Origin of the sequence: Acinetobacter bohemicus ANC 3994 (genome assembly GCF_000367925.1) — a bacterium.
GTDB classification, from domain to species: Bacteria; Pseudomonadota; Gammaproteobacteria; order Pseudomonadales; family Moraxellaceae; genus Acinetobacter; species Acinetobacter bohemicus.
The window spans coordinates 65,894-90,504 of sequence record NZ_KB849168.1; the positions used below are offsets into that span (position 1 = coordinate 65,894).

Consider the following 24,611-nt stretch of genomic DNA (forward strand, 5'->3'; position numbering starts at 1 on the left):
AACTTACTAAGATATTGGTTTTTATATATTTTACCATTCGATTTATTCCTATATAAAATTTAGTTTACCTTTCACCTATCACGATTGTTTTCTTAAATCACCAAGTCTCATTTAAACATTATTTCCATCATCAAATCGGGCTATTTCAAACAAATAATATTGTTAATGATAACTATTATCACTAGAATTCGCATCAATTGTTACTCGCTATAACAATACCTCCATATTTACTGCCATTTTGCATCATTTCAAAAGTTGCAGGCAGTAAGGAAATTCGGTCATATACGATATTAGGGATTACCCACAATGGCACAGATTAAAAGCCGTAAACACAATAGAACAGCTCCATTGGTTGCTTTAGCTGCATCTCTCCCCCTCATGACCCATGCGGCAACACCTGCTCAAGATGAGACAACGGTTCTACCAAAAATTACAGTTCAATCTGAAGTCGAAAATAAATATAAAGCAGATGCCGTCAGTTCACCGAAATATACTCAACCACTGGTCGATACCCCGCAAACAATCTCAGTCATTAAAAAAGAATTATTAAAAGAACAAGGGGCAACCTCTTTAACAGAAGCATTGCGTAATACGCCTGGGATTACTTTGCAATTGGGCGAAAACGGCAATACCAGCGCGGGTGATGCATTCCAAATGCGCGGTTTTTCTACTCAAACCTCGACTTATGTCGATGGTATTCGTGATCTAGGAGCAGTCACGCGTGACGTATTTAACTTAGAACAAATTGAAGTGGTCAAAGGACCATCTGGTGCTGAAGCAGGCCGTGGATCAGCTTCAGGTTATATCAACTTAGTAACTAAACTTCCTCAAACTGAAAATTCAAGTGAAGTTTCTGCAACCTATAATACTGCGGAACATTCACGCTTGACTGCCGATATTAACCAAGCCATCAATGACAATGTTGCAATTCGCTTAAATGCAATGGGGCAAGAAGGCGGTGTTGAAGGTCGTGATTTTATTGAAAACAAGGGTTGGGCAATTGCACCCTCGATTGCTTTTGGTTTAAATACCGATACGCGTCTGTACCTCTATTCACAACACGTGCGTCAACGTAATATTCCAGATGGTGGTATTCCAACTGTTGGTATGGAAGGGTTTTATAATACCAATTCAATTTTAAATGCAGCACCAGAAGTGAACCGTGAAAATTATTACGGTAACGTTAATGACTATGAAGATGTCGATGCCGATATGTTCACGGCTAAAATTGAAAGTGATTTAGCAAAAAATTTAAAACTAACCAATATTACACGCTTGGGTAAAACCAGTATGAACCGCGTTCTAACAGGAATGAATACCGGTTCGGCTGGTTTAAGAACCAATGGTTCAAATAATCCAAAAGACTGGGAAGTTAACCGCTCACGCCAAGGTCTGGATCAGGATAATAAAATTTTAGCCAACCAAACTACATTAAACTGGAATGTTAAAACTGGTGCAATTGAACATGACGTTGTCGCAGGTTTAGAATTTTTAAAAGAAGAACAAGATACAAAAATTTTAGCCACCCAAATGCCGGGTCAAACGGCGGTAACCTCTTGGGCAAATCTTTATCACCCAGATCGTAATGCGGCAGTTCCTGCACTGATGTATAACGGTGGTTATACTCATGGTATATCGGAAACAGCGGCAGCTTATTTATTTGATACTCTAAAATTTGGCGAGCGTTTCCAACTCAATGGTGGGGTACGTGTTGATTATTATGACACTGAATATGATGCTTTAACGCTTCCATCGAATAGCAGTGTATTAGTTCCATCAAAATTAGGCGCACACGATACTTTAGTCAGTTGGAAATTGGGTGGTTTATTTAAGCCAACCTCTTTTAGCAGCGTATATGCTTCTTATGCAAAATCTCTAACGCCTCCGGGAAGTGCAAATTTCACCCTTTCAGATACGGGTGCAAATAGCTCAGCGGCAAAACCACAAGAAACTCATCATTACGAAGTCGGCACCAAATGGGACTTACTGGAAGGTAAATTAGCACTAAATGGTGCTGTCTATCGCACTGAAAATGAAAATCAGTTTACTATTGATCCAATTTCACAATTATCAGTGCAAGAAGCTAAAAAACGCGTCGATGGTGTTGAACTGAGTGCTGTAGGACAAATCACTGAAGCATGGAATGTTTCAGCTGGTGTAGCACACATGAAAGTGAAACAGTTAAATCAACGTACTGCAACGGCGACGACTGTAGCAGAACGTTGGTCACCAGAATGGACTGCAAGTTTATGGTCAACCTATGACATTGCTGGTTTTAAGCTGGGCTTAGGTGCACGTTATGTTGATGAACAAAAACGTGTCGTGACTACAGACACTACACCTGCCCAAATGCCAAATATTCCAGGTTATGTGGTCTTTGATGCCATGGCTGGCTATAGCATCAATAAAAATGCTTCTGTAAACCTCAATGTTTATAACTTGGCAGATAAAGACTACATCAGTACATTAAACAATGGCGGTGGTCGTGTCGTGTTAGGTCAACCACGTTCGGCAGCACTGACGTTTAATTATAAGTTTTAAGCCACCTAAGCTTAATTAAGCTGACAAAATTGAGTATAAATGTAGTGTGTTATGCGTAATGCACTACATTTTTATTTTTAAGTTCAACCCATTTAAGGAAGGTTGATAAGCCTAATGATGTTACATATTCCTGAAGTTTTGACCAAACAACAAGTGACTGAATTACGTCAGCAATTAGATGCCAGTCAGGCATGGGTTCATGGACAACACAGTGCGGGTATTCAGGCTCAAAAAATTAAACATAATCTACAAATTGATGTGAACAGCATCATTTATCAATCCCTTTCCCCAAAAATATTGCATGCTATACAGCAGCACCCTCTGGTCAAATCAGCAGCATTACCAAAACATATTCTCGCGCCCTTATTTAATTGTTATCAACATGATGGTAGTTATGGCAACCATGTCGATAGCGCGGTGCAATATTCAACAGCAACAGGACAAGCCATTCGGACTGATGTCTCCATCACCCTATTTTTATCTGAACCCGATGAATATGAAGGCGGCGAACTGGTTGTGGAAGATCATTATGGTAGCCATGACGTCAAGTTAGACGCAGGTGATGCCATTCTCTACCCTGCCACCAGTTTACATCGGGTTGAAGCGGTCACTGCGGGCAAGCGGGTGGCTGCATTTACATGGTTACAAAGCATGGTAAAAGATGATTGGCAACGTAGCATGTTGTTTAACCTTGATATGACCATTATGAAACTACGCCAACAGGTCGGTGATTCAGAAGAAATCATCCATTTGACCAGTCATTATCATAATTTATTACGCCAATGGGGCGACCTATGAACGCTTTTACGCCTCTCGCACCCTTAAAACAAATTCCTGCTCATTTACAAACCATTGCCGATTACGAAAAACAAGCCCAACAGCATCTTCCAACTATGGTCTGGCACTATTTACAGGGCGGATCAATGGATGAACTGAGTGTGCAAGCGAATCTGGATCAATTTAAAACAATACAACTGATTCCAAGGCATTTAAATGACCTGACCCAAGGTCATACCGCCTGTGAAATTTTAGGACAAAAGTTTCCTCATCCTATTTTTTTAGCCCCGATTGGACATCAGCAACAATTTCATCCTGAAGCAGAACTGGCTACGGCTTTGGCTGCTGAAGTGCTGGAAAGCAATTTCATTTTAAGTAATTTTAGCAATACCGATATGCGTAGTCTAAAAGCAGACAATCCATACAAATGGTTTCAATTGTATTGGCAAGGTGATCGTGAAAAGTCTTTGGCCTTGGTTCAACTGGCAGAACAACAAAATTTTAAAGCTCTGGTCATTACCGTTGATTCACCGCATACAGGCATTCGGGATCGTGAACGACGGGTATTTTTTCAGTTACCTGAAGGCATGCAGCATCCACATATACCAACGCATATTCCATTGCCTGAAATAGATGAAAATCAACATCCTGTATTTAATGGCTTAATGCAGATTGCACCGAAATGGGCGGATATTGAATGGATCATTGCACACACCTCCCTGCCTGTGATTTTAAAAGGTATTGTGCATCCTCAAGATGCCAAGCTGGCCCTGCAATACGGTGTGCAAGGACTGATTATTTCTAATCATGGGGGGCGAGTCTTAGATACCTGTATTTCCCCGCTCACGGCTCTGCAACTGATCAAGAAAGTCGTTCCTACAGATTTCCCTTTAATTTTAGATGGCGGTATTCGCCGTGGTTCTGATGTGTTTAAAGCGATTGCTTTGGGTGCAACAGCTGTATGCATTGGTCGTCCTTATATTTATGGATTGGCAACCGCAGGCGCTTTAGGCGTGGCACATGTGCTTAAAATTTTAAAGGAAGAATTTGAGATTACGATGGTTTTAATGGGAACAGCCACCGTCAATGACATTAATCAAGAACATATTTTGCATAAATAAAACCTTTAAAGGAATTTTTTTTCTTAATCCAATCATACACTGCAAAATAAGGAAATTATTTCCAAGCACTCTATTTTAGAATTAGGGTCAAGTTAATCCATTTACAAGATAAGCGTGTTTAAGCTTATGAGGTGTTTAATCCACCGTATAAGACTTATGCTACTTTAGGTGAAAATTCTCCGAAAATTACTTGTAAATCGATACAATAGACACCATCTATATAAGTAGTAAGCAGTTGCCTTTACCCAAGATACGAGCAACCTATGCTGCACAAGGAGTTACCTCATGATGTTAGCTGATCCAAGTAAAAAATATCGTCGCATGTATCAACGTGTAGACTTGCCAGATCGTCAATGGCCGAATAAAGAAATTAATCAAGCGCCTATTTGGATGAGCACAGACCTTCGTGACGGTAACCAAGCGATTTTTGAACCGATGGATATGGAACAGAAATTTAAAATGTTCCAGATGTTGGTGAAAATTGGCTTTAAGCATATTGAAATTGGTTTCCCTTCTGCATCACAAATTGACTTTGACTTCACCCGTAAATTGATTGAAGAAGATCATATTCCAGATGACGTTTATATCGAAGTCTTGGTTCAGGCCCGTGATCATTTAATTGAGCGTACTTTTGAATCTTTAGTTGGTGCAAAACGTGCCATCGTGCATATTTACAATTCAAACTCACCAACATTCCGTGAAAAAGTCTTGAATGTAGATGTGGCGGGTGCCAAAAAATTAGCCATGAATGCGGCGACAAAAGTTAAAGAATATGCAGCACAATATCCAAATACGGACTGGATTTTCCAATACAGCCCTGAATGTTTCACTGCAACTGAATTAGAAGTCGCGAAAGATGTTTGTGATGCGGTTACTGAAATTTGGGAAGCATCTCCAGAGAATAAAGTGATTTTAAACTTGCCTGCAACGGTTGAGGTTTCAGGCCCGCATGTGTATGCCGACCAAATTGAATGGATGCACCGCAACATTCAACGTCGTGATGGCGTGATCATTTCTGTGCACTGTCATAACGACCGTGGCTGTGGTATTGCAGCTTCTGAATTGGCCATTATGGCCGGTGCGGATCGTGTCGAAGGTTGTGTGTTTGGTAATGGCGAACGTACGGGTAATGTCGACGTTGCCGCAATTGCTTTAAATATGTATACCCAAGGTGTTGCACCTAACTTAGATTTCTCTAACATTAACGAAATCATTGCCACCATTGAAGAATGTACTGGCTTGCCTGTGCATCCACGTCATCCATATGCTGGCGACTTGGTGTTCACTGCATTCTCTGGTTCACATCAAGATGCCATCAAAAAAGGCTTTGAATTCCAAAAGAACCAAGACATGTGGGATATGCCTTACTTGCCAATCGACCCGAAAGATTTAGGTCGTGACTATGACGCAGTGATTCGTGTCAATTCACAGTCGGGCAAAGGCGGGATCGCTTACTTGTTAGAATCTAGTTACAACGTGGTGTTGCCGCGTCGTTTACAGATTGAATTCTCGCAAGCAGTGCAACAAGTCACTGATGAACAAGCCAAAGAAGTCACAGCACAAGATATTTGGGCATTGTTCAAAGAAAATTATGTTGCTGCCAAAGATGCATATTATTCGGTGAAAAACTATCGCTTGTCAGATGAAAATGGCTGCCAAGTGATTGCACTTGATGTTGAAGTGAATGGCGAAACTCAACAATTGCGCGGTGAAGGCAATGGTCCAATTTCTGCGATCTTAAATGCACTTCAGTTGCCGATTGACGTATTAAGTTATGAAGAGCGTAGCATCAGTTCTGGCGCACATGCCAAAGCTTTGGCCTTGATCGAACTTCAAGTCAAGGGTACAGGTAAATCTGCATTTGGTGCTGGGGTACATGACAACATCGTGACGTCTTCAATCGAAGCGATTATTGCCTGTACTAACCGCTTGATTGAGCAAAGTGTACTTAACACCGAGCAAGTGATTGCAGCTGCGGTATAAATATTAGCAATAATATTTAGCACTAAAATGACTTTAGAAGGATACCACTCAAGTGGTATCCTTTTATTTATACATTCTAAAGATTTAAGGTGAATTATTCCTGTGTCTTTTCCAGCTGACTCAGTGGGCATCGTTATCCCACAAAAGTTCCAATTTGAAGAGCCTTTAGAGCTTGAATGTGGTCGTATTTTGCCACGTTTCGAAATCATGGTTGAAACCTACGGTACGCTCAACGCAGATAAATCTAATGCGATTCTGATTTGCCATGCGCTGTCTGGGCATCATCATGCGGCAGGTTATCATCATGATGATGATAAAAAAGCAGGCTGGTGGGATGCCTGTATTGGTCCGGGCAAAGCGATTGATACGTCTAAATTCTTTGTGGTGGCACTAAATAATATTGGCGGTTGCAGTGGCTCAACGGGTCCAATATCGCCCAACCCTGAAAATGACAATCGTCCTTATGGTCCAGATTTTCCATTGGTGACAGTGCGTGACTGGGTTAAAACTCAAGCGCTATTGTCCGATCGTTTAGGCATTAAGGTTTGGTATTCCATTATTGGTGGTTCACTGGGCGGTATGCAGGCTTTGCAATGGTCGGTGGATTATCCTGACCGGTTAAAAAATTGTGTCATTATTGCCAGTGCACCGAAACTCTCTGCACAAAATATTGCTTTTAATGAAGTTGCGCGGCAATCCATTTTATCTGATCCCGACTTCTATAACGGACGTTATCTAGAAAATGACAGCTATCCTAAACGCGGCTTAATTTTGGCGCGCATGGTCGGTCATATCACTTATTTATCAGAAGAAGCCATGAAACAAAAATTTGGCCGCGACTTAAAGTCGGGTAAATTTATGTATGGTTTTGACGTTGAATTTCAAGTCGAAAGCTATTTGCGTTATCAAGGTGAGCAATTCAGCCGTAACTTTGATGCCAATACTTATCTGATTATGACCAAAGCCTTGGACTATTTTGATCCAGCACGTGAATATGAGCTGTCTTTAACCAAGGCAATGGCAAACACCAAATGCCGTTTCTTGGTGGTTTCATTCACCACAGATTGGCGTTTCACCCCACAACGTTCACAAGAAATTGTCGATGCGCTGATTAGCAATCATAAACCGGTCAGCTATGTCGATATTGATGCAGAACAAGGTCATGATTCATTCTTATTCCCTATTCCGCTTTACGTGAAATCATTACGTGCATTTTTAGGTGGCGTAGAACACCTCGAAGCAACACCTAAGGAGACTGTGTAATGCGTATCGACCATCAACTTGCTGAAACATGGATTAAACCGGACTCTAGCGTGCTCGATCTCGGTTGTGGTGATGGCGAACTGCTAGCACATATGGGAAAAAAGCACAACATTCGTGCATATGGATTAGAAATCGATCAAGAAAAGATTGCAATTGCGGTCAGTCGAGGGTTAAATATTATTCAACAAGACTTAAATCTTGGTTTAAGTCGTTTTGCAGACCAGTCATTTGATTACGTGGTTATGGCACAGGCTTTGCAAGCTGTAGATGCACCAGACGTATTATTGCGTGATATGGTGCGTGTCGGGAAACAAGCCATTATTACCTTTCCTAACTTTGCCCATTGGAAGACGCGTTCTTTCTTGGCTTTAAAGGGAATGATGCCTGTTTCAAATGCTTTACCTTATATGTGGTATAACACACCCAATATCCATTTATGTACTTTCCGTGATTTTGAAGCACTTTGTGCTGAAAATGACATTCGGATTATTAATCGACTCGCCGTGAATGGGAACCAACAAGGTAGTTTACTGAGTAAACATGTTCCGAATCTGTTTGGTGAAGTCGCTATTTATCGAGTGAGCGCACTATGAAAAAAATATTACTCAGCACACTATTGCTTGGATTCTTTAGCATTCAAGCCCATGCAGATTATGTTTCATCTACACCTTCTGTTTCGAGTCAGGCTGCCCAATATTCTGTAATGGATATTAATAGTCTGATTAAAGCCGCTAAATCTGGTCAAGCAGGTGCACAATTCTATTTGGCGACCAAATACCAACACGGCAAAGACATTCAACAAGATGAAAACCAAGCCTTTACTTGGTATAAAGCCGCTGCGGATCAAGGTCTTTCTGCGGCGCAATTGAATGTCGGTCGTATGTTGGCTGATGGTGTTGGCACCAAAAAAGATGAAACGTTAGCCCGTAAATATTTTGAAAAAGCAGCCAGCCACGGTGACAACCGTGCCAGCTTTAACCTCGCAATGATGGAAGAGCAAAAGAAAAATTACGTGGGTGCATACCAATGGTATGAACTTTCAACCCGTGATGGCATGCTCGACAACAAAGTCATTTCACTGTCTGAAGGTAAAAAAACCGCTTTAGCCGCAAACTTAAGCCAAGACCAAATTCGTATGGCGCGTGACCGTGCCGACAAATGGATTCAAGCGCAATAAGATTGCACTGACTCTAGACAGCACCTTCGGGTGCTTTTTTATTTTGGGCAGTTCTGTTTTTTTGCATCATCACAAACCTTAAGCCATGTGCTTCAATAACCTCCGATACAGCTTTAAAGCCAAATTTTTGATAAATAGGCTGCGCATAACAACTTGAATTCACGCTTATCACAGTGATATTTTCCTGTAGTTCAGCTGTAACATAGTTCCATAGCTTTCGACCAATGCCCTGCTTCTGTACGGCGGTATCTACAAAAAAATGTACGATATGGGCGGGTTCTTTATAAGCAATAATACCTAAAACTGTTTCATGCTGTTCATACACATAATAATGAACCTGTGGCGTGTTTAATAATCTTAAAATGATCGCTGAAGAAAATTTTTCTTCACCTTCACGGCTAATAGCAAAGTCAGCAATATAAGGCTGAATTAATCTCTCAATTTGCTCTAAATCTGCATGGGTGGCTAGGCGAATCATGTTCATTTCTCTGTTGTTCTTATTCGAAGTAAGCTGCTGGCTTTAATCTTCATGGATTATGCTGCTTTTATACAATCTAATTCAGTTAAAATATAGACCTTCATTTTCAACTCATGAGCACAAATACAATGTCTGCAAATGCATGGTTATCTCAAGGGACTTTAGTCCTTGCCAGCAATAACAAAGGGAAAATTGCTGAATTTGAAAAATTATTTGCTGGGCTTAATCTTCCTGTTGAGGTGATTGCTCAAGGTAAGTTAAACATTGATGATGCCATCGAAGACGGATTAAGCTTTGTTGAAAATGCCATTATTAAAGCCCGCCATGCCTCTCGCATTTCAGGTAAACCTGCCATTGCCGATGACTCAGGTATTTGTGTGCCGGTACTGGGTGGTGCACCGGGCATCTACTCTGCACGCTATGCTGGTGAGCATGGTAATGATGCTGCCAATAATGAAAAGCTGTTAGCAGACCTCAAAGCACTGCGTAAAGATGGCGAAGCGATTGAAGGCATGTTCGTCTGTGTATTGGCTTTGGTGCAACATGCCGAAGATCCTCTACCACAAATTTTCCAAGGCATTTGGACCGGCGAAGTTTTAGAACAAGCGCGTGGTGAAAATGGTTTTGGTTATGACCCTTTGTTCTGGTTGCCTGAACTGGGAATCTCAAGTGCAGAAATGTCGAAAGAAGATAAAAATAAAATCAGCCATCGCGGGCAAGCGATGCAGTTGTTTAAAGCAAGTTTGAAAAATCATTAAGCATTTTTAAATCCTCCCCTTGCGAAATAGTATTTCTCATCCTTTTTCAAAGATGAGAAGCATTGCTTCGCAAGAGGGGAGATTTCTAAATGAGTAATCATTAATTACTCTTAGGTGAACAGCATTATGAAAGATTGAGCTTTAAAAAAAATGCAATACCAAACCGTATAGCATCACCACGACACAACTCACTATCGTCCCCGATGCAATATCTTTTGCTGAAGTCCCCGTGCCTTGATAGTGAGTTTCTAGCGCCACAATATTGGCCGCTGGCGGTAAGCAGAACAGTAAGAACATTACCCCAATATATTGTTCAATATTCGGAATCGGAATCAGCCAATAGGTCAGTCCACACAACACAACGCCACAACTCAGTTTTAATACTGCAACACGGCTACTGCGCAGTAAATCTTTTTTATACACTTTGGTTTGCTGCAACCACATACCCAATATACACATTCCGGTAAAGCTCATGCCAATTTTAGCTAGGCTATAGATGAGATCTATCCATTGATGTTGTTCAAAATGCTGCACACCCAATATTCGACAGATCAATGCCAAAATTAATGCCATTATGGGAGGCGATTGCATGACTTTTTTTGCAATATCCGAGCTGGCCTGTTTGTCTGAAGTGACGGAAGTGACGGCCCAAATATTACCAAAAATAGAACCCCCGACATATAAAGCCACCATCGGTGCACTAATTTCAGGACCAAATAAAGCAATCGCAAAAGGAAAGCCTAGCCATGCCATATTCACATAGCTAAAACATAAAGCCCCTAATTGGTCTTTAAACAGCGCAAGGAAAAAATAGAACAGCAATACCGCAACCACAAAGCTAAAGAGCATCAAACTCAAGCTGCCAGCTTGATAAAACACCATGTTATAAATAATCACGATGGGAATAAAAATCCGTGCCAATAGGCTTGCAAACAGTGCTTTTAGACGTGTTGAAAATTGGCTTGACGCCAGCCCCCAGCCACATAAAAAGCCAAAAAGTGGTAACAGCAAAGCCACAACATCATCCTCAATACGTAACATAAATATGCTAGCACTGAATCAAGCACAACAGCAGATTAAATGCCTTTTGTCTTTAAACTGCAATTTTTCAGTCACATTGCTGTCATGGCAAAATGTTCAGATGGAACTCAATAAAAAATGAGTAAAGAACATGGCAGGATTATCAATTTGGCACGTTGTGATTTTCGCAATTGTGGTGATTTTATTATTTGGTACATCTAAACTCAAAAACTTAGGTAAAGATGTCGGTGGTGCTGTTAAAGATTTTAAAAAGTCGATTAAGGAAGATGAAGCTGAACAAGCTAAGCTTAAAGAGCCACTCACCATTGATGCTCAAGTAAAAAATGCTGAAAACTCGATAAAAAGCTAAGAGCACTCCCTCATGCTGAACATTGGAATGACCGAACTTCTTTGCTTTGCCATCATTGCATTGTTAATTCTTGGCCCAGATAAACTTCCTGAAGGCGCACGTTTTGCTGCAAAATGGTATGGCAAAATTAAAAAATTCATTGGTAATGTTCAAAATGAAATTGACCGAGAATTACGCCTTTCTGAATTTCGTGAAGAAATGCAAAAAGAAATTGATAAAATCACCGAACTTGAACGTCGGATGCAGCAACAACTGGATGCAATTCGAAGTACGGATGACAACAATACAGCTAAAGATCAGCAGAGCAAAGAACAGCAAATCAACAGTTATCAATGCTTAGAAAGAAGTGACTTCGCTCCATTTTCTAAAGGTTATATTCAACGTCATTGGAAAAAATTACTGACTCCTTTAGAAACCCGAACTGCACCTATTCAATTGAAGATTGCCGTATGAGTCAAAGCCAACTGCCTACAGCTTCCGTGAAATCTGGAGCTGAAAATTTAGAACAAATGCCCGTGATGCAACATTTAGTAGTATTACGTCGCTATCTTTTTAAGATTGTCGGTGTAATCCTTTTTTTGTTTTTTTGTTTATTACCCTTTCGAAATTATACCTATCAATTACTCTCAGATCCTTTAAGACAGCAACTTCCAGCAACATCTACGATGATTGCAACGGATGTCACTGCGACCTTTATGGCGCCATTTAAGCTCAATTTATTTGTCGCACTGATGTTGGCCATGCCTTTTATTATTTATCAACTGTGGTCTTTTGTACGCCCTGCACTGTATGAAAAAGAACGTTTTCTTGCAGTCCCATTATTGTTCGGTAGCATCTTATTATTTTATTTAGGTATCGCATTTGCCTATTTTATTACGCTGCCCAGTATTCTTCATTTCTTTATTAGTGTATCGCCTGAAACAGTTGCTCCAATGACGGATATCAACAGTTATTTAAGTTTCTGTCTCAAACTCTTTTTAGTGTTCGGTCTGACTTTTGAAATTCCCATCATTACCCTGATTTTAATTTTAATTGGTGCTGTCACTACCCAAAGTCTGGTTGAAAAACGCCGTTTCATTGTCGTTGGTTGCTTCTTCATTGCGATGTTTGTGACACCACCTGATGCCATTTCAATGATTATGTTGGCTGTACCGATGTGGATGTTATTTGAACTCGGGTTACTGCTAGGAAAACTATTAGAAAAGCGAAAAGCAACCTAAATAATGAGATGTACTTTTCACACAATAATATGTGCTTTTAAAAGCACATATTATTGTTTTTATTTATAAATATAAAAAATCAAATCGCTTTCTAGCAAAGTAAAACCTGTCTTTAAACTGACTTCAAAATGTAAAAGAACTGTCACCAACTATTTATACAATCATTCACGATAACGAACTAAATAATACTTTTATTACTTTATACGGATTTATTATGACAGCCACTTCTAATCAGCCAAGTCGCCGTGATCTGCTTAAATGGTTTGCAGGAATTCCATTTTTACCTTTGGGGGCAATGAGTACAGCCGCAGCACTTAGCGGATGTAACGACAGTGACAATACTGCTGCTGTGATTACACCACCAACCAAACCAGCCAATTTAAAAAATGCTAAATTCACGCCAATGGCTGCGCCAGATCTAAGCAATGCAGCAGCGATGGCGACAACAACGGTTGCGTCTAAGTTAACCATTGAATGGGATAACAATACCCAAACTGAATACCAACTCGGTTATAAAGCTTTCTTTAACACCGGTGTAGAAGTCGACAACTTAGCTGGTGGAAAAATTTTAGCAGGTGGTTATTATGACATTCACAATCAGCCCATTTTAGATACATCTCTTGCTGGAACATCGCGTCAATTTTTCTCAGACTGCCCAGATGGTTCTTCACTGATTCATATTGAAGGTGCCAATGTTTCTGGCGTCAATAAGCCTGTTTTTCATGTTGTTCAATTTGAATATGCATCTAAAAATCTGGCTAAACAGGATATGTATGGCAAATTACCCTCTCCAATCGCAGTACTCACTTTAGATCAAAATCAGACTACCGGTCATTTAGAACTCAAAAAATACTTTAATGTCGATATGTCAAAAGTTCATGGCTTATGGATTACCTGTGGTGCAAGCATGTCACCATGGAACACCCACCTTTCCAGTGAAGAATATGAACCTGATGCATTCGATCAGATTGGTACGAAACTCAGCACCTTAAAAGCATATAGCTCATATTTGTACGGTAATGAAACTCAAGCCAATGCATACAACTATGGCCATATGCCTGAAATTGTTTTAGATGGTAAAGGCGGTGCAACGGCAAAGAAACATTATTGCTTAGGCCGTATTTCACATGAATTGATTCAAGTCATGCCAGATAATCGTACTGCCATTATGGGCGACGACTATACCAATGGCGGCTTCTTCATGTTCGTTGCAGACAAAGAAAAAGACTTATCTGCTGGCTCACTGTATGTTGCTAAATACAAGAATGAGCTGAATGAAACATCAACTGCTGGCATTGAATGGATCAAACTCGGTCATTCAGATAGCAAAAGCATTGAAGATTTAGTCAATGTCCGTGGTATTAAAGCTGAAAATATCATGGAAAGTTTAGTCACTGCTCCAGCAGATACAACAGGCTATACCAAAATTGTTTTAGATGGCAAAACACTTTGGGTCAAACTCAAAGAAGCCAATAATGGCTTCAGTAAAACTGAAATTGAACTGGCAGCAGCATTCCTTGAAACCCACCGTTACGCAGCTTTAAAAGGCGGCAGTATGGCGTTTACAAAGATGGAAGGCACAACTGTCAACATTAAAGATAAAGTTGCTTACTCTGCGTTGGCTAACATTCAAGGCTCTATGGTGCAAGGTCAAACTGGCTGGGTCGCTTCACATAACATCAAATTCAGCAAAGTTGTTAAAGCTGGCGGCATTATGGCGCATGACTTAAAAGGCAGCCTTGTCGATACTGGAAATAGCCTGATTGACAGTGCTTGGGTTCCATATCAAAGCCATATGCTACGTATGGGCGAAGATATTCCTGCTGACAGCCTAGGCAATACTGCCAATCCAAATAATATTGCCAGCCCAGACAACCTAAAATTCTCTGAAACCCTGCGCACATTATTTATTGGTGAAGACAGCGGTAACCATGTGAATAACTTCCTTTGGGCTTACAATGTTGATACGAAATCCCTTGATCGTATTCTTTCTACACCCGCAGGTGCAGAAGCAACAGGCTTACATGCAGTCGATTCCATTAATGGTTGGACCTATATTATGAGCAACTTCCAGCACGCAGGTGATTGGGGTGGTATTCATAATGTCGTCAAAACTGCTCTCACGCCCTTAATTAATGCAAATTATAACGATGGTTATGCAGCATCAGTGGGCTACATCACCGCAGACCCAATGCCATCCATCGTTAAAAAAATAACTGATACTCCAAAATAGCTGAAAAAAACTTAACAAAATGCCGACTTCACGTCGGCATTTTTTATGGACTCAAAGCAAAATCAAGCTGAATGATTTGCCCTTGAGTCTCGCCTTGTTGGGATTTTTCTTGCCACAACCATGTCCGATTTTTCATTCTTAAAAAATTTGAACAACGTGTGCCATAAATTGGACTTTGAATAAAAGTAGAAGAGAGTAGCGCTTCCATTTCTAGACTAATTCCTGTTTGTGGCAGTAATTCAGCAATAATCTTACGTTCATCTTCTAAAATATCCCATACTGTGAATTCCAAGTCTGCTTCTGCTGTCGTGGTCTGTTGCAACATGGGTAAAAATTCTTGGGTAAAGCGCTTGCGTAGATGCTTGGTCTTTTCCCAGTGTTCGGTCATTAAACCATTAGAGACCACATATACCCCTTGAGCCAAGACTTGTGGTGCTTCACCTCGATTACTCATATAGACCGCTTGATGCTGATCGCCAACAAATAAATTAAAACCTGCATAATCACATTGTTGCTTTTCTAATGCTTGAGCAAATCTGATCGGGGTTAAATCTGATTCTAAAAAACGTTGAATCAAGCGCCCACGTGAAGTCGGATATTGTTTTTGATCGGTAGCATCTCGAAAGTTGGTCACTACAGCCCATCTGCCCGATTCAGTCACCCCCATCCACGTTCCACCTGACTGCAAATCTTGTCCGGCAATAATCGGGCTATTTTGCCAAGTTTTTAAACCACTGGTCGGACGCTGATAAAACTCATCACGATTTGAAATTAAGCATAACGGCGTATCCTGCAACACCTGCCAAGCTAAAGCTACAATACACATAATCCGTGCTCATTATCTTTACACATTGAATGTACAACATTTTTCATCACATTCAGCTAAAATCTGTGCAAAACATAATGACAAGGAACAGGAATGCTGACCTATCCAAATATTGATCCAGTTGCCGTATCACTGGGACCCTTACAAGTACATTGGTATGGACTGATGTATTTATTGGCATTTTTATTTGCTTGGGGGCTTGCCACCTATAGAACCAAACAGCGTGATGGTTGGACACCCGATATGGTCTCTGACCTGATTTTCTATGGTGCTTTAGGGGTCGTCGTCGGGGGTCGTATAGGCTACGTGTTCTTTTATGGTTTCGAGCAATTCCTTGCCAATCCATTGTGGTTATTCCAAGTCTGGACTGGGGGCATGAGCTTCCATGGCGGCTTCTTGGGCGTGATGATTGCCATGCTGTTCTGGTGTAAAAAATACCAGATGACGTGGTTTCAAACCCTCGATTTTATTGCTCCTTGCGTACCGACAGGCTTAATGTTCGGTCGTATTGGGAACTTTATTGGTGGTGAACTGTATGGTCGTCAGGTCTCCGATCCAAACTTTGCCCTTGGGATGATTTTCCCGACCGATCCGCTACAATTGGTTCGTCATCCATCGCAACTTTATCAAGCATTAGCAGAAGGTCTCATTCTGTTTATTGTGCTCTGGTGGTTCAGTTCAAAACCACGCCCACGTATGGCAGTTTCAGCCCTGTTCTTGATTGGCTACGGCATTGCACGCTTTGTGGTGGAATTTTTCCGCGAACCAGATCATGGACAACTGTTTATTGGCTGGATGAGTAAAGGTCAATTCCTCACTGTACCGATGATTTTGATTGGTCTATGGATGATGTGGTATGCCTACCAAAAGAAAATCTATGATTGGGGCCCATTAAAAAATAGCTAACTTACAAAATGCTTTGATCTAAAGCAATAAACTATATATTCCACACAGAATGAAGGAGACCATAGAGTCTCCTTTTTCTTTATCACTCATCCCGCTCCGCTTCATTTAAGATGAGCGGCTAATGTGCTGAAGCCGTGCTTCACTTTAGTTCATATGCTAAAGTACTTGCAGTTCTCATCTCGTTACCCAAAGCCTATGCTCGAATTTTGGTTTAACCCTCAAGTATCAACTCTCCGTAAGCTTATGATTTTTATTGTCATCGCGATTGCTACAGGCGTGCTTTATTGGATGGAACCACTCAAACTTGATGCAATACTCATGTTCTTAGGTACAGGCATCATTTTTCTGATTTGTCGTTATTGCAAAATTCATTTTGCCGCTCAAAATCCAACAGGTTTGTTATATCGACTGTTGACGTGGATTCCGATTGCGCTATTAATGTCACTCATTTTTATGCATATGCAAGATGGGGAAATTTTAATTCCCGGTGCACAAGGGATTGGCTTTATGGCTTTAGCCATTTGTTTATTCTCGCCATTATCGTTACTCAATAAAAACGACATTGCGGATGAGCAGAAATAATGTTGCAGTTTTGGTATTCGGACAGATGTACTCGTCAAATTAAACTGATGGTGTGTATTTTCCCAACATACAACTTAAACCAATACCACTACTCTCAACGCTCCGCTTTTGTGATTCTCCTGTAACGGTTTAGCCTTTCGACTATCGCTACGATGCATCAGTGACACTTATTCCCTCCACATACACCACATATCGACCTTTAAAAGGATGCACAGAAGTAGATCAGCCTAAAGTTACTTATTTGATGGTTTAACCAACTGAATTAACGAAAAGTTTCAAATTAGGCGGCTTGTCAAATTGATTCTTTTATTTAAAACAAATAGGGGGACTAGCCTTTAAGGTGAATATCAGTATGAGTTGGTAGCTCTGCCGATCTTTCGTTAATTGATCTTGGTAGCATCAAATAACTGCACCCACTGAATTTAACAAAAATCCATCTAAGCATTTAAATTTAGATGGATTTTCATTTTATTTAAAACAATATTTTTTCAATATTCCGATCAATAGTTGAAAATTCTCATTTTGAAATGAGCGAAAAAGCTCTCTTATTAATAAATCAAAACTATATAATTAACAGGAATCCTACTTAAGAAAATTATTCCATGGTTTAAGTTATTGGTTTATTCTAATGACTTACTTGATATAGCCATAACTAAGCATAGCCCCTCATAAATAGCTAACAAATTAATTAAAACTTAATAAAGATGGTTCATTATGATTATAGCAAAAATCCTTATATTACTAATTCAGACATTTGGCGTTATTGCTATAATTTCTTTAATTATCTCACTTATAACAAAACTACTTTCAACCTTACCTTTTGGCTCTATTACAGCCGCAAAAAGTACATTTAAAGTATTTAATCACATCAAAAATTATGACAACCAAGTACATGAAAAAAAACTAATAAATAAAAATTACGCTAATATCCAACAAAATTGGAAAATACAAGATTTAGAAAATTTGGCAGAAAACGGTGATGCCGTGGCGCAAAATAAATTAGGTGAAATTTTTTTCCTTGGACTTAATACCCCCAAAAATTTTGCTAAATCTTTTAAATGGTCTGTTATTGCTGCTCAAAATAAACATAAGGAATCACAACAACGATTAGTAACTCTATATTCTAATGGTTGGGGGGTTAAAAGAGATTTAGATATAGCAAAATATTGGGAAAACCAATTTTTGGATATAAAAACTAATTTAACCCGAATCGGGGATAATAAATTAACTTAAAAAATAAGAAGACCAGAACCATTAGTTAAATTACCACATAAAATCCATACCTCGATCTTGCTTAGGCTGAGCTTTGCATTTCCTTTTATCGTTCTTTCATTTTGACGATATTTTTTTCAATATCTCGGAAATTTCGAGCAAGTTCTGCCGCACTGTTTGAGATATTTCTTTTTGCATCTGAGAGATATGCAACAATTCTCTGATCTCTAATTATTATCTATTTAAAAAAATGATCTACAATAAAAAAAGACCGCTAAAAGCGGTCTTTTTTTGAATCATCTATGATGATTAAGCAGCTAATGCGCTTTTCGCTTTTTCAGCGATAGCAGCAAATGCAACTGCATCATGCATAGCGATGTCAGCAAGTACGCGACGGTCGATGATTACTTGCGCTTTTTTCAAGCCAGCAATCATACGGCTGTACGACAAACCGTTTAAACGCGCACCAGCATTGATACGAGCAATCCACAAAGCGCGGAATTGACGTTTCTTCTGACGACGGTCACGGTAAGCATATTGACCAGCTTTGATTACTGCTTGGAACGCTACGCGATATACGCGTGAACGAGCGCCGTAGTAACCTTTAGCACGAGCAAGAATTCTTTTATGACGGCGATGAGCCTGTACACCACGTTTTACACGAGCCATTTATAATCTCCTTAGATGTATGGGCACATACGACGAACTGAAGCAACGTCACTCACGTGAACCATTACACAGCCGCGCAACTGACGAATACGCTTAGCAGATTTTTTGGTCAAAATGTGGCGTTTGAACGCTTGTTTACGCTTAAAACCGTTAGCAGTCGCTTTAAAGCGTTTAGCTGCACCACGGCGAGTTTTCATCTTAGGCATAACAACCTCTTTTGAACACCTGTTCGGAACGTCTGCACCATTGCAAAAACGACCTGCAGGTAAGGGAGCCGATATTCTAAAGCATCTTTGTTTAAAACAAAAGCAAAGATGCTTAAATATACCGATTGATTATCTGCGGGGCTTAGTCTTATTTTGAATACAAAAAGTGCTCTATTTTTATTAAAAACCCACTATTCGGCCTTATAATTATCACAACATAAGAATACTGGACCCATATGAACCCTGCACCGGATGCTTTTGCAGCACTGCGTTATCGCGATTTTTCTATCGTCACGATGAATCAGTTCTGTCTAACGATTGCTATTTTAATTCAAGAAATTATTGTCGCCTATTCACTTTATCAAATTACCAAAGATCCTTTGACCTTAGGCTTGATTGGTTTAGCCGAAGCAATTCCATTTATCGCTTTGTCTTTATGGGGTGGTTATTTTGCCGACCGCTTTAACAAACAGACCATCATGAAAATCTGTTTGTTCTTTGCAGTCCCCTTACCTTTGGTTTTATGGTGGCTGTTTCATCGCTATGGATTAGGTCATATCACGGTCAATACACTGTCTTGGGGAATTTATACCGTGATTTTTGGCTTAGGCACAATTCGTGGTTTTTATAATCCATCCGCAACCTCGCTTAAACCGTTCCTGATTCCACGCGAGCTATATGCCAATGGCGCAACATGGACCACCATTGGTTGGCAAAGTGGCGTGATTATTGGCCCAATGCTGGGCGGCTTTATGCTGGCATTTTTAGGTCGTGAAAGCAGTTTACTCACAGTGGCTGTATTACTGGCCATCTGTTTTATACTAATTAACTTATTGCAAAAACGCAGTTTCCCCAAAATTGAAACGGATAACTTAATCCAAAGTTTAGGTGATGGTTTTCGTTTTATCTGGAAAACTAAAATTGTGCTGTGGGCGATTTCTCTGGATTTGGTTTCTGTACTGTTTGGGGGTGTGATTGCACTGCTGCCTATTTTTGCTGAAGATATTTTAAAAGTTGGCCCTGAAGGTTTAGGTTATTTACGTGCAGCACCTTCTATTGGTGCACTCATCACCATGATTGCCTTAACCAAGTTGCCCCCTACACAAAATGCTTGGCGCAATATGCTGCTTGCAGTCGCAGGTTTTGGTCTATTCACGTTGTTGTTTGCTTTTTCAAATAACATCTGGCTATCCCTGTTCGCTTTAGCCATGACGGGGGCTTGTGACAGTATTTCAGTGGTCGTGCGACAAACTATTCTACAAATTTATCCGCCTGAAAATATGCGTGGACGCGTAGCCGCAGTGAATGGCATGTTTGTCTCTAGCAGCAATGAACTGGGTGCATTTGAATCTGGCTTAGCAGCAAAATACATGGGAACCATCATGGCCACGGTATTTGGCGGCTGTATGACCATGGCTGTGGTGACCATAAGCTGGATCAAAACCAAAGATTTATTTGGTGTAGATATTAGTCAAGGCAATGATCAGAGACATTAATTTATTTTTTAGACTTGCGAGTATTTTCAATTCAGGAAATACTGCGCACTTACAATGCTCCGCTACCGCTGCCATCTCTGATTTGATTAAAGAAATAATATTTATGAAACAAATCCTGTGTTTTTCTCTACTCATCAGCTTACCGTTAAGTGCTGCTTATAGTGCTGAACCTAAAGCCACACAACAACTTTCCATTCAGAAAAGCGCAGCCCTTCCCGCGCACTTGACTACACGCATTCAGTGGAACAAATTTCCGCGCCCACAGTATAAAAATGAAGATTTAAAAGATCAAAATCGAAGTGCCATTATTCGGATCTATGCCGATGAAACGGGCAACATTGCCGAAGCTCGGGTACAAGAAAGTACCGGTTTAACGCATTTAGATAATCTTTTAGTGCAAGCGGTTCGTGAAGCACATGTAAAACCGCATGTTGAAAAGGATACCGCAACGCCAGTGATTGGCTACCAAACCTTCAGCTTAAAATTAAGCCCAGATGAAGACCGAGAAGTTTGCCAGTATCAATTTGATTCTAAAAATTGGCAGGCTCAGCAGCAAAATAAAAAAACAGCCTTTTCATATCGTCGCCAACCGACTTTAGCGCTCGATTCTGAGCAGTTAAATGAACATAACCGCGCGGTAAAATTCAGCTTTAAAGTGAATAAACACGGTGATGTAAAGAAAGTTAAAGTGAAAAAAGGTTCAGGTCTTTATGCGGTAGACCAAGCGGTTGTTCAGGCCGTTTCACAGAGCCAAATTTCTGTGAAGCGTACAGCCAGCACATTATGGCTCTATAAAAAATCAAGTTTCAAAGATGAAATCAAATTTGATCTCAATCAATGTCCAGAATAAAAAGCATCAAAGAGATGCACATGCATCTCTTTTTTAAAACATGGAAAAAGCCCAATAGATAAAGACATAACGCCCTACTTTCGCAAGGCTTACCATCAATAAGAACCGTACAAAGTTTTCTTTGAGCAAACCTGCAATGAGGGTAATCGGATCGCCAATAATCGGCACCCAACTGAGCAGCAATGACCAGTAACCATATTTTTGATACAGAGTTTGTGCTTTCAACATTTTAGCTTCAGAAACAGGGAACCACTTTTGATCTTTATAGTGTTCAATTTTAAAACCGAGCCACCAATTCACACAAGAACCCAGAATATTTCCTAAGCTGGCAACAAACAGTAGCGCAATGACCGAATGACGGCCTTCAGCAAATAATGCCAATAAAACGGCTTCGGACTGCAATGGCAATAAAGTTGCTGCACCAAAAGCCGAAATAAACAATAAAACATAAGACCACATGCGGCAAATACAGAGTTAAAGCCCAAGCTTTTTCTTGGTTGTCTTATACTCATAGACAGACCAAACAATAAATAACACCATCACCAATCCACGGGCTAAATTATAACGTCGTGCAATTACGCCAAAGACTTCGCCCGATGCCGATGCTGCACTCGCTTTTAGCATTTCCGCCAAAGATTGCATATGAATTATTTCAGCAATATAAAGCAACAAACAACATGCAATACCAAAGATAATCGCCCAATAAATCTTCGCATTGGTTTCAATAATACGCGTTAAATTTAAGAAAAAATCTTTCATCATCATGTCATCCAATAAAAAACCACCGCAATGGGTGGTTTATTTCTGCGAAATTTAAGCGGTATAATCACGAGATGTTAGCACAAAAACATGCGCTATTTTTTGCAATCAAGTTACCACTTTAAGCGCTAATGCACGTTGCACTGCGGGACGTGCGGTTAAACGCTCAATATATTCTTTTACATAGGGATAATCGTCTAACTGAATCTGCTGCCACTCATAACGTAATATCCACGGCAGAATGGCCATATCGGCAATGGAGTATTCACCTGCCACATACTTTTGACCGATTAGTTGTTTATTCAACACACCATAAAGCCGTTTGGTTTCATTCATATAACGATCTATCGCATACGGAATTTTTTCAGGTGCAAATTTATTAAAATGATGATTCTGACCCAGCATCGGACCTAAACCGCCCATTTGCCACATCAGCCATTGCTCTACTTCAACGCGTTGCTGTTCATCCGTTGGGTAGTACAAACCTGTTTTACGTCCCAAATATTGTAAAATTGCGCCTGACTCAAACACTGAAATCGCTTCGCCACGAGGGCCGTCTTGATCCACAATGGCTGGAATTTTATTGTTGGGAGAAATACGTAAAAAGTCGGGTTGAAACTGATCATTTTCCAAAATATTAATGGGGAAAATTTGATAATCCAACTCCATTTCTTCTAATGCTATTGTAATTTTATGACCATTGGGTGTACCCCAATAATATAGATCAATCATGTTATCTACCTTCCACCTTTCTCATTTTTTACATCACATTATTGAGATTTACCCCTAGTTATAGCATGTTTTATGGCAACAAACAGTACAACTTCATGTAGCAAATACCCTGATTGAACACAAAATTTTGCAAGCAATTATCAAATGAAGATTTTTTACTTTTTTTTAAATTTTATTGTTGAAATCTACAAAAGCAATCCTATATTTAAGATACAGCAATGATCTTTTAAGGAAATTGCTTAAGATACTGCGAATACAGCAATCAAAAACTTGTTTATAAAACTTTGCTAATTTCAGGAGGTTCTATCAATGAGCAACTTCAGTCTTAGTCCATTATTCCGTCGTAGCATTGGTTTTGACCGACTCAATGACTTATTCGATTATGCAATGCAAAGCGATACACCGAATTATCCGCTCTATAATATTGAAAAAACCGGTGACAATAACTATCGCATAGTCGTTGCAACCGCTGGATTTAATCAAGATCAACTTGAGATTCATCTTGAAAATCAAGTCCTCACCATTACGGGTAAATCGGTTGAAGAAAAATCGGATACCAGCGTTGAATTTTTGCATAAAGGCATTGCCAATCGTTCATTCAAACTGTCTTTACGCTTAGATGAACATATTGAGGTACAACGCGCTGATTATGAAAATGGTTTATTGAAAATAGACTTGCAGCGTATTATTCCTGAAGAAAAATTACCGCGGCATATTCCAATTGGCCAAAAAGCAACACAACGGCTTGCTTCACCCGAAGCGAAGTAAGTTAAAAAAGACCAGTCATCGACTGGTCTTTTTTAACTTCCAATATCAGTCCCATCAACAAACAGACATAAAAAAGCACTGCATATGCAGTGCTTTTTTGATCAATGAGTGCTTACTTTTTACGTTTCGGTCCAAGTAGCATACCCATTTGACGACCTTCCATTTTTGGTGCTTGTTCGACTGTACCGTATTCAATTACATCTGCTTCAACTTTTTGTAATTGAGCAAGACCTAATTGTTGGTGAGCCATTTCACGACCACGGAAGCGCAAGGTGATTTTTACCTTGTTGCCTTCTTCAAGGAACTTGATAATTGCACGTAATTTTACGTTGTAATCACCAACATCAGTCGCAGGGCGGAGCTTGATTTCTTTCACCTGGACTTGATGCTGTTTTTTCTTCGCTTCTTTTTGCTTTTGCTTAAGATCAAACAAATGCTTGTTGAAGTCCATGATTTTACAAACTGGTGGCTCTGCATTTGCAACAATCTCAACCAAGTCAAGATCAACGCTTTCAGCAGCACGTAAGGCATCAGCCAAGCTTACGATGCCTTTTTGTTCGCCATTTTCGTCTACAAGACGGACTTCTTTTGCACGAATTTCATCATTCAAAGCAGGACGGTTTGATTTATTACCGCCCTGTTGATTACGGTCAGGCTGTTTAAT

Annotated in this window: 27 protein-coding genes; 18 read left to right on the forward strand and 9 right to left on the reverse strand. The window is 40.0% G+C overall.

Annotation, left to right across the window (positions count from 1 at the left end; translation table 11 throughout):
• Positions 1 to 306: 306 nt before the first annotated feature.
• The 7 genes from F994_RS08025 to F994_RS08055 all read left to right on the forward strand — a co-directional run bounded on the left by F994_RS08025 (position 307) and on the right by F994_RS08055 (position 8,862).
• Positions 307 to 2,541: a catecholate siderophore receptor Fiu gene (locus F994_RS08025; RefSeq protein ID WP_004649787.1), complete on the forward strand. Its 2,235-nt coding sequence runs from the start codon at positions 307 to 309 to the stop codon at positions 2,539 to 2,541.
• Positions 2,542 to 2,655: 114 nt separating this feature from the next.
• Complete coding sequence (locus F994_RS08030; RefSeq protein WP_004649788.1) at positions 2,656 to 3,339, forward strand: Fe2+-dependent dioxygenase; 684 nt, start codon at positions 2,656 to 2,658, stop codon at positions 3,337 to 3,339.
• A complete protein-coding gene (locus F994_RS08035) occupies positions 3,336 to 4,439 on the forward strand; it encodes an alpha-hydroxy acid oxidase (protein ID WP_004649790.1) in 1,104 nt (367 codons plus the stop codon). Before F994_RS08030 ends, F994_RS08035 begins: the two co-directional genes overlap by 4 nt.
• A 285-nt stretch (positions 4,440 to 4,724) precedes the next feature.
• Positions 4,725 to 6,422 carry a 2-isopropylmalate synthase gene (leuA, locus tag F994_RS08040; protein WP_004649791.1) on the forward strand — a complete coding sequence of 566 codons (1,698 nt, stop codon included), beginning with the start codon at positions 4,725 to 4,727 and terminating at the stop codon, positions 6,420 to 6,422.
• A gap of 102 nt (positions 6,423 to 6,524) precedes the next feature.
• On the forward strand, positions 6,525 to 7,685 hold the full coding sequence (gene metX, locus F994_RS08045) for a homoserine O-succinyltransferase MetX (RefSeq protein ID WP_004649792.1): 1,161 nt from the start codon (positions 6,525 to 6,527) through the stop codon (positions 7,683 to 7,685).
• Positions 7,685 to 8,278 (forward strand): methionine biosynthesis protein MetW, encoded by a 594-nt coding sequence (gene metW, locus F994_RS08050; protein ID WP_004649793.1) that lies wholly within the window; start codon positions 7,685 to 7,687, stop codon positions 8,276 to 8,278. The genes metX and metW overlap by 1 nt, the downstream gene beginning before the upstream one ends.
• On the forward strand, positions 8,275 to 8,862 hold the full coding sequence (locus F994_RS08055; protein WP_004649794.1) for a tetratricopeptide repeat protein: 588 nt from the start codon (positions 8,275 to 8,277) through the stop codon (positions 8,860 to 8,862). Before metW ends, F994_RS08055 begins: the two co-directional genes overlap by 4 nt.
• Positions 8,863 to 8,875: 13 nt before the next feature.
• Here F994_RS08055 and F994_RS08060 read toward each other — a convergent pair whose 3' ends face one another.
• On the reverse strand, positions 8,876 to 9,340 hold the full coding sequence (locus F994_RS08060; RefSeq protein WP_004649796.1) for a GNAT family N-acetyltransferase: 465 nt from the start codon (positions 9,338 to 9,340) through the stop codon (positions 8,876 to 8,878).
• A 128-nt stretch (positions 9,341 to 9,468) separates the two neighbouring features.
• Between F994_RS08060 and rdgB the strand changes: the two genes are divergently transcribed.
• Complete coding sequence (rdgB, locus tag F994_RS08065) at positions 9,469 to 10,098, forward strand: RdgB/HAM1 family non-canonical purine NTP pyrophosphatase (RefSeq protein ID WP_004649797.1); 630 nt, start codon at positions 9,469 to 9,471, stop codon at positions 10,096 to 10,098.
• Between the two features lie 141 nt (positions 10,099 to 10,239).
• Here rdgB and F994_RS08070 read toward each other — a convergent pair whose 3' ends face one another.
• Positions 10,240 to 11,115: an AEC family transporter gene (locus tag F994_RS08070; RefSeq protein WP_034696979.1), complete on the reverse strand. Its 876-nt coding sequence runs from the start codon at positions 11,113 to 11,115 to the stop codon at positions 10,240 to 10,242.
• A gap of 154 nt (positions 11,116 to 11,269) precedes the next feature.
• Between F994_RS08070 and F994_RS08075 the strand changes: the two genes are divergently transcribed.
• The 4 genes from F994_RS08075 to F994_RS08090 all read left to right on the forward strand — a co-directional run bounded on the left by F994_RS08075 (position 11,270) and on the right by F994_RS08090 (position 14,941).
• Positions 11,270 to 11,488, forward strand: a complete 219-nt coding sequence (locus tag F994_RS08075; RefSeq protein WP_004649799.1) for a Sec-independent protein translocase subunit TatA — start codon at positions 11,270 to 11,272, stop codon at positions 11,486 to 11,488.
• 12 nt (positions 11,489 to 11,500) lie between these two features.
• Complete coding sequence (gene tatB / locus F994_RS18000; RefSeq protein ID WP_004649800.1) at positions 11,501 to 11,941, forward strand: Sec-independent protein translocase protein TatB; 441 nt, start codon at positions 11,501 to 11,503, stop codon at positions 11,939 to 11,941.
• Complete coding sequence (gene tatC, locus F994_RS08085) at positions 11,938 to 12,708, forward strand: twin-arginine translocase subunit TatC (RefSeq protein WP_004649802.1); 771 nt, start codon at positions 11,938 to 11,940, stop codon at positions 12,706 to 12,708. The genes tatB and tatC overlap by 4 nt, the downstream gene beginning before the upstream one ends.
• Positions 12,709 to 12,922: 214 nt before the next feature.
• Complete coding sequence (locus tag F994_RS08090) at positions 12,923 to 14,941, forward strand: PhoX family protein (RefSeq protein ID WP_004649803.1); 2,019 nt, start codon at positions 12,923 to 12,925, stop codon at positions 14,939 to 14,941.
• A 43-nt stretch (positions 14,942 to 14,984) separates the two neighbouring features.
• Here F994_RS08090 and F994_RS08095 read toward each other — a convergent pair whose 3' ends face one another.
• Entirely contained in the window at positions 14,985 to 15,767 is a 783-nt protein-coding gene (locus F994_RS08095; RefSeq protein ID WP_004649804.1) for an NRDE family protein, read from the reverse strand.
• Between the two features lie 93 nt (positions 15,768 to 15,860).
• On the opposite strand from F994_RS08095, the gene lgt reads away from it, so the two are divergent.
• From lgt to F994_RS08110, 3 genes are all read left to right on the forward strand, one after another.
• The gene (lgt, locus tag F994_RS08100; RefSeq protein WP_004649805.1) at positions 15,861 to 16,673 is read left to right on the forward strand and encodes a prolipoprotein diacylglyceryl transferase; all 813 of its coding nucleotides are present in this window, start codon (positions 15,861 to 15,863) and stop codon (positions 16,671 to 16,673) included.
• Positions 16,674 to 16,868: 195 nt separating this feature from the next.
• Positions 16,869 to 17,255: a hypothetical protein gene (locus F994_RS08105; protein WP_034696944.1), complete on the forward strand. Its 387-nt coding sequence runs from the start codon at positions 16,869 to 16,871 to the stop codon at positions 17,253 to 17,255.
• A gap of 714 nt (positions 17,256 to 17,969) precedes the next feature.
• The gene (locus F994_RS08110) at positions 17,970 to 18,488 is read left to right on the forward strand and encodes a tetratricopeptide repeat protein (protein ID WP_004649807.1); all 519 of its coding nucleotides are present in this window, start codon (positions 17,970 to 17,972) and stop codon (positions 18,486 to 18,488) included.
• Between the two features lie 288 nt (positions 18,489 to 18,776).
• Here the strand turns inward: F994_RS08110 and rplT are convergent, their stop codons facing one another.
• Both rplT and rpmI read right to left on the reverse strand, forming a co-directional pair.
• A complete protein-coding gene (rplT, locus tag F994_RS08115) occupies positions 18,777 to 19,136 on the reverse strand; it encodes a 50S ribosomal protein L20 (protein ID WP_004649808.1) in 360 nt (119 codons plus the stop codon).
• An 11-nt stretch (positions 19,137 to 19,147) separates the two neighbouring features.
• Positions 19,148 to 19,342, reverse strand: a complete 195-nt coding sequence (rpmI, locus tag F994_RS08120) for a 50S ribosomal protein L35 (protein WP_004278281.1) — start codon at positions 19,340 to 19,342, stop codon at positions 19,148 to 19,150.
• A gap of 236 nt (positions 19,343 to 19,578) precedes the next feature.
• Between rpmI and F994_RS08125 the strand changes: the two genes are divergently transcribed.
• Positions 19,579 to 20,838: an MFS transporter gene (locus F994_RS08125; protein ID WP_004649809.1), complete on the forward strand. Its 1,260-nt coding sequence runs from the start codon at positions 19,579 to 19,581 to the stop codon at positions 20,836 to 20,838.
• A 103-nt stretch (positions 20,839 to 20,941) separates the two neighbouring features.
• Positions 20,942 to 21,688, forward strand: a complete 747-nt coding sequence (locus F994_RS08130) for an energy transducer TonB family protein (protein ID WP_034696946.1) — start codon at positions 20,942 to 20,944, stop codon at positions 21,686 to 21,688.
• A gap of 33 nt (positions 21,689 to 21,721) precedes the next feature.
• Here F994_RS08130 and F994_RS08135 read toward each other — a convergent pair whose 3' ends face one another.
• The 3 genes from F994_RS08135 to F994_RS08145 form a co-directional block, all read right to left on the reverse strand.
• A complete protein-coding gene (locus F994_RS08135; RefSeq protein WP_004649812.1) occupies positions 21,722 to 22,147 on the reverse strand; it encodes a YqaA family protein in 426 nt (141 codons plus the stop codon).
• A gap of 15 nt (positions 22,148 to 22,162) precedes the next feature.
• On the reverse strand, positions 22,163 to 22,447 hold the full coding sequence (locus F994_RS08140) for a hypothetical protein (protein ID WP_004649813.1): 285 nt from the start codon (positions 22,445 to 22,447) through the stop codon (positions 22,163 to 22,165).
• Positions 22,448 to 22,555: 108 nt separating this feature from the next.
• Entirely contained in the window at positions 22,556 to 23,179 is a 624-nt protein-coding gene (locus F994_RS08145; RefSeq protein ID WP_004649814.1) for a glutathione S-transferase N-terminal domain-containing protein, read from the reverse strand.
• Positions 23,180 to 23,488: 309 nt separating this feature from the next.
• Between F994_RS08145 and F994_RS08150 the strand changes: the two genes are divergently transcribed.
• Entirely contained in the window at positions 23,489 to 23,947 is a 459-nt protein-coding gene (locus F994_RS08150; RefSeq protein ID WP_004649815.1) for an Hsp20 family protein, read from the forward strand.
• A 112-nt stretch (positions 23,948 to 24,059) separates the two neighbouring features.
• On the opposite strand, the gene infC is transcribed toward F994_RS08150, so the two are convergent.
• Complete coding sequence (gene infC, locus F994_RS08155; protein ID WP_081399747.1) at positions 24,060 to 24,611, reverse strand: translation initiation factor IF-3; 552 nt, start codon at positions 24,609 to 24,611, stop codon at positions 24,060 to 24,062.

What these genes read in the sequence shown, in the direction of transcription:
- F994_RS08055 (WP_004649794.1), top strand. Translation starts at nt 8,275, where the DNA reads ATGAAAAAAATATTACTCAGCACACTATTGCTTGGATTCTTTAGCATT.
- rplT (WP_004649808.1), bottom strand. Translation starts at nt 19,136, where the DNA reads ATGGCTCGTGTAAAACGTGGTGTACAGGCTCATCGCCGTCATAAAAGA.
- F994_RS08125 (WP_004649809.1), top strand. Translation starts at nt 19,579, where the DNA reads ATGAACCCTGCACCGGATGCTTTTGCAGCACTGCGTTATCGCGATTTT.
- F994_RS08140 (WP_004649813.1), bottom strand. Translation starts at nt 22,447, where the DNA reads ATGAAAGATTTTTTCTTAAATTTAACGCGTATTATTGAAACCAATGCG.
- lgt (WP_004649805.1), top strand. Translation starts at nt 15,861, where the DNA reads ATGCTGACCTATCCAAATATTGATCCAGTTGCCGTATCACTGGGACCC.
- tatB (WP_004649800.1), top strand. Translation starts at nt 11,501, where the DNA reads ATGCTGAACATTGGAATGACCGAACTTCTTTGCTTTGCCATCATTGCA.
- F994_RS08130 (WP_034696946.1), top strand. Translation starts at nt 20,942, where the DNA reads ATGAAACAAATCCTGTGTTTTTCTCTACTCATCAGCTTACCGTTAAGT.
- F994_RS08135 (WP_004649812.1), bottom strand. Translation starts at nt 22,147, where the DNA reads ATGTGGTCTTATGTTTTATTGTTTATTTCGGCTTTTGGTGCAGCAACT.
- F994_RS08060 (WP_004649796.1), bottom strand. Translation starts at nt 9,340, where the DNA reads ATGATTCGCCTAGCCACCCATGCAGATTTAGAGCAAATTGAGAGATTA.
- F994_RS08090 (WP_004649803.1), top strand. Translation starts at nt 12,923, where the DNA reads ATGACAGCCACTTCTAATCAGCCAAGTCGCCGTGATCTGCTTAAATGG.
- rpmI (WP_004278281.1), bottom strand. Translation starts at nt 19,342, where the DNA reads ATGCCTAAGATGAAAACTCGCCGTGGTGCAGCTAAACGCTTTAAAGCG.
- F994_RS08150 (WP_004649815.1), top strand. Translation starts at nt 23,489, where the DNA reads ATGAGCAACTTCAGTCTTAGTCCATTATTCCGTCGTAGCATTGGTTTT.
- F994_RS08105 (WP_034696944.1), top strand. Translation starts at nt 16,869, where the DNA reads ATGCTCGAATTTTGGTTTAACCCTCAAGTATCAACTCTCCGTAAGCTT.
- F994_RS08075 (WP_004649799.1), top strand. Translation starts at nt 11,270, where the DNA reads ATGGCAGGATTATCAATTTGGCACGTTGTGATTTTCGCAATTGTGGTG.
- leuA (WP_004649791.1), top strand. Translation starts at nt 4,725, where the DNA reads ATGATGTTAGCTGATCCAAGTAAAAAATATCGTCGCATGTATCAACGT.
- F994_RS08025 (WP_004649787.1), top strand. Translation starts at nt 307, where the DNA reads ATGGCACAGATTAAAAGCCGTAAACACAATAGAACAGCTCCATTGGTT.
- rdgB (WP_004649797.1), top strand. Translation starts at nt 9,469, where the DNA reads ATGTCTGCAAATGCATGGTTATCTCAAGGGACTTTAGTCCTTGCCAGC.
- F994_RS08145 (WP_004649814.1), bottom strand. Translation starts at nt 23,179, where the DNA reads ATGATTGATCTATATTATTGGGGTACACCCAATGGTCATAAAATTACA.
- metW (WP_004649793.1), top strand. Translation starts at nt 7,685, where the DNA reads ATGCGTATCGACCATCAACTTGCTGAAACATGGATTAAACCGGACTCT.
- tatC (WP_004649802.1), top strand. Translation starts at nt 11,938, where the DNA reads ATGAGTCAAAGCCAACTGCCTACAGCTTCCGTGAAATCTGGAGCTGAA.
- F994_RS08095 (WP_004649804.1), bottom strand. Translation starts at nt 15,767, where the DNA reads ATGTGTATTGTAGCTTTAGCTTGGCAGGTGTTGCAGGATACGCCGTTA.
- F994_RS08030 (WP_004649788.1), top strand. Translation starts at nt 2,656, where the DNA reads ATGATGTTACATATTCCTGAAGTTTTGACCAAACAACAAGTGACTGAA.
- F994_RS08035 (WP_004649790.1), top strand. Translation starts at nt 3,336, where the DNA reads ATGAACGCTTTTACGCCTCTCGCACCCTTAAAACAAATTCCTGCTCAT.
- F994_RS08110 (WP_004649807.1), top strand. Translation starts at nt 17,970, where the DNA reads ATGATTATAGCAAAAATCCTTATATTACTAATTCAGACATTTGGCGTT.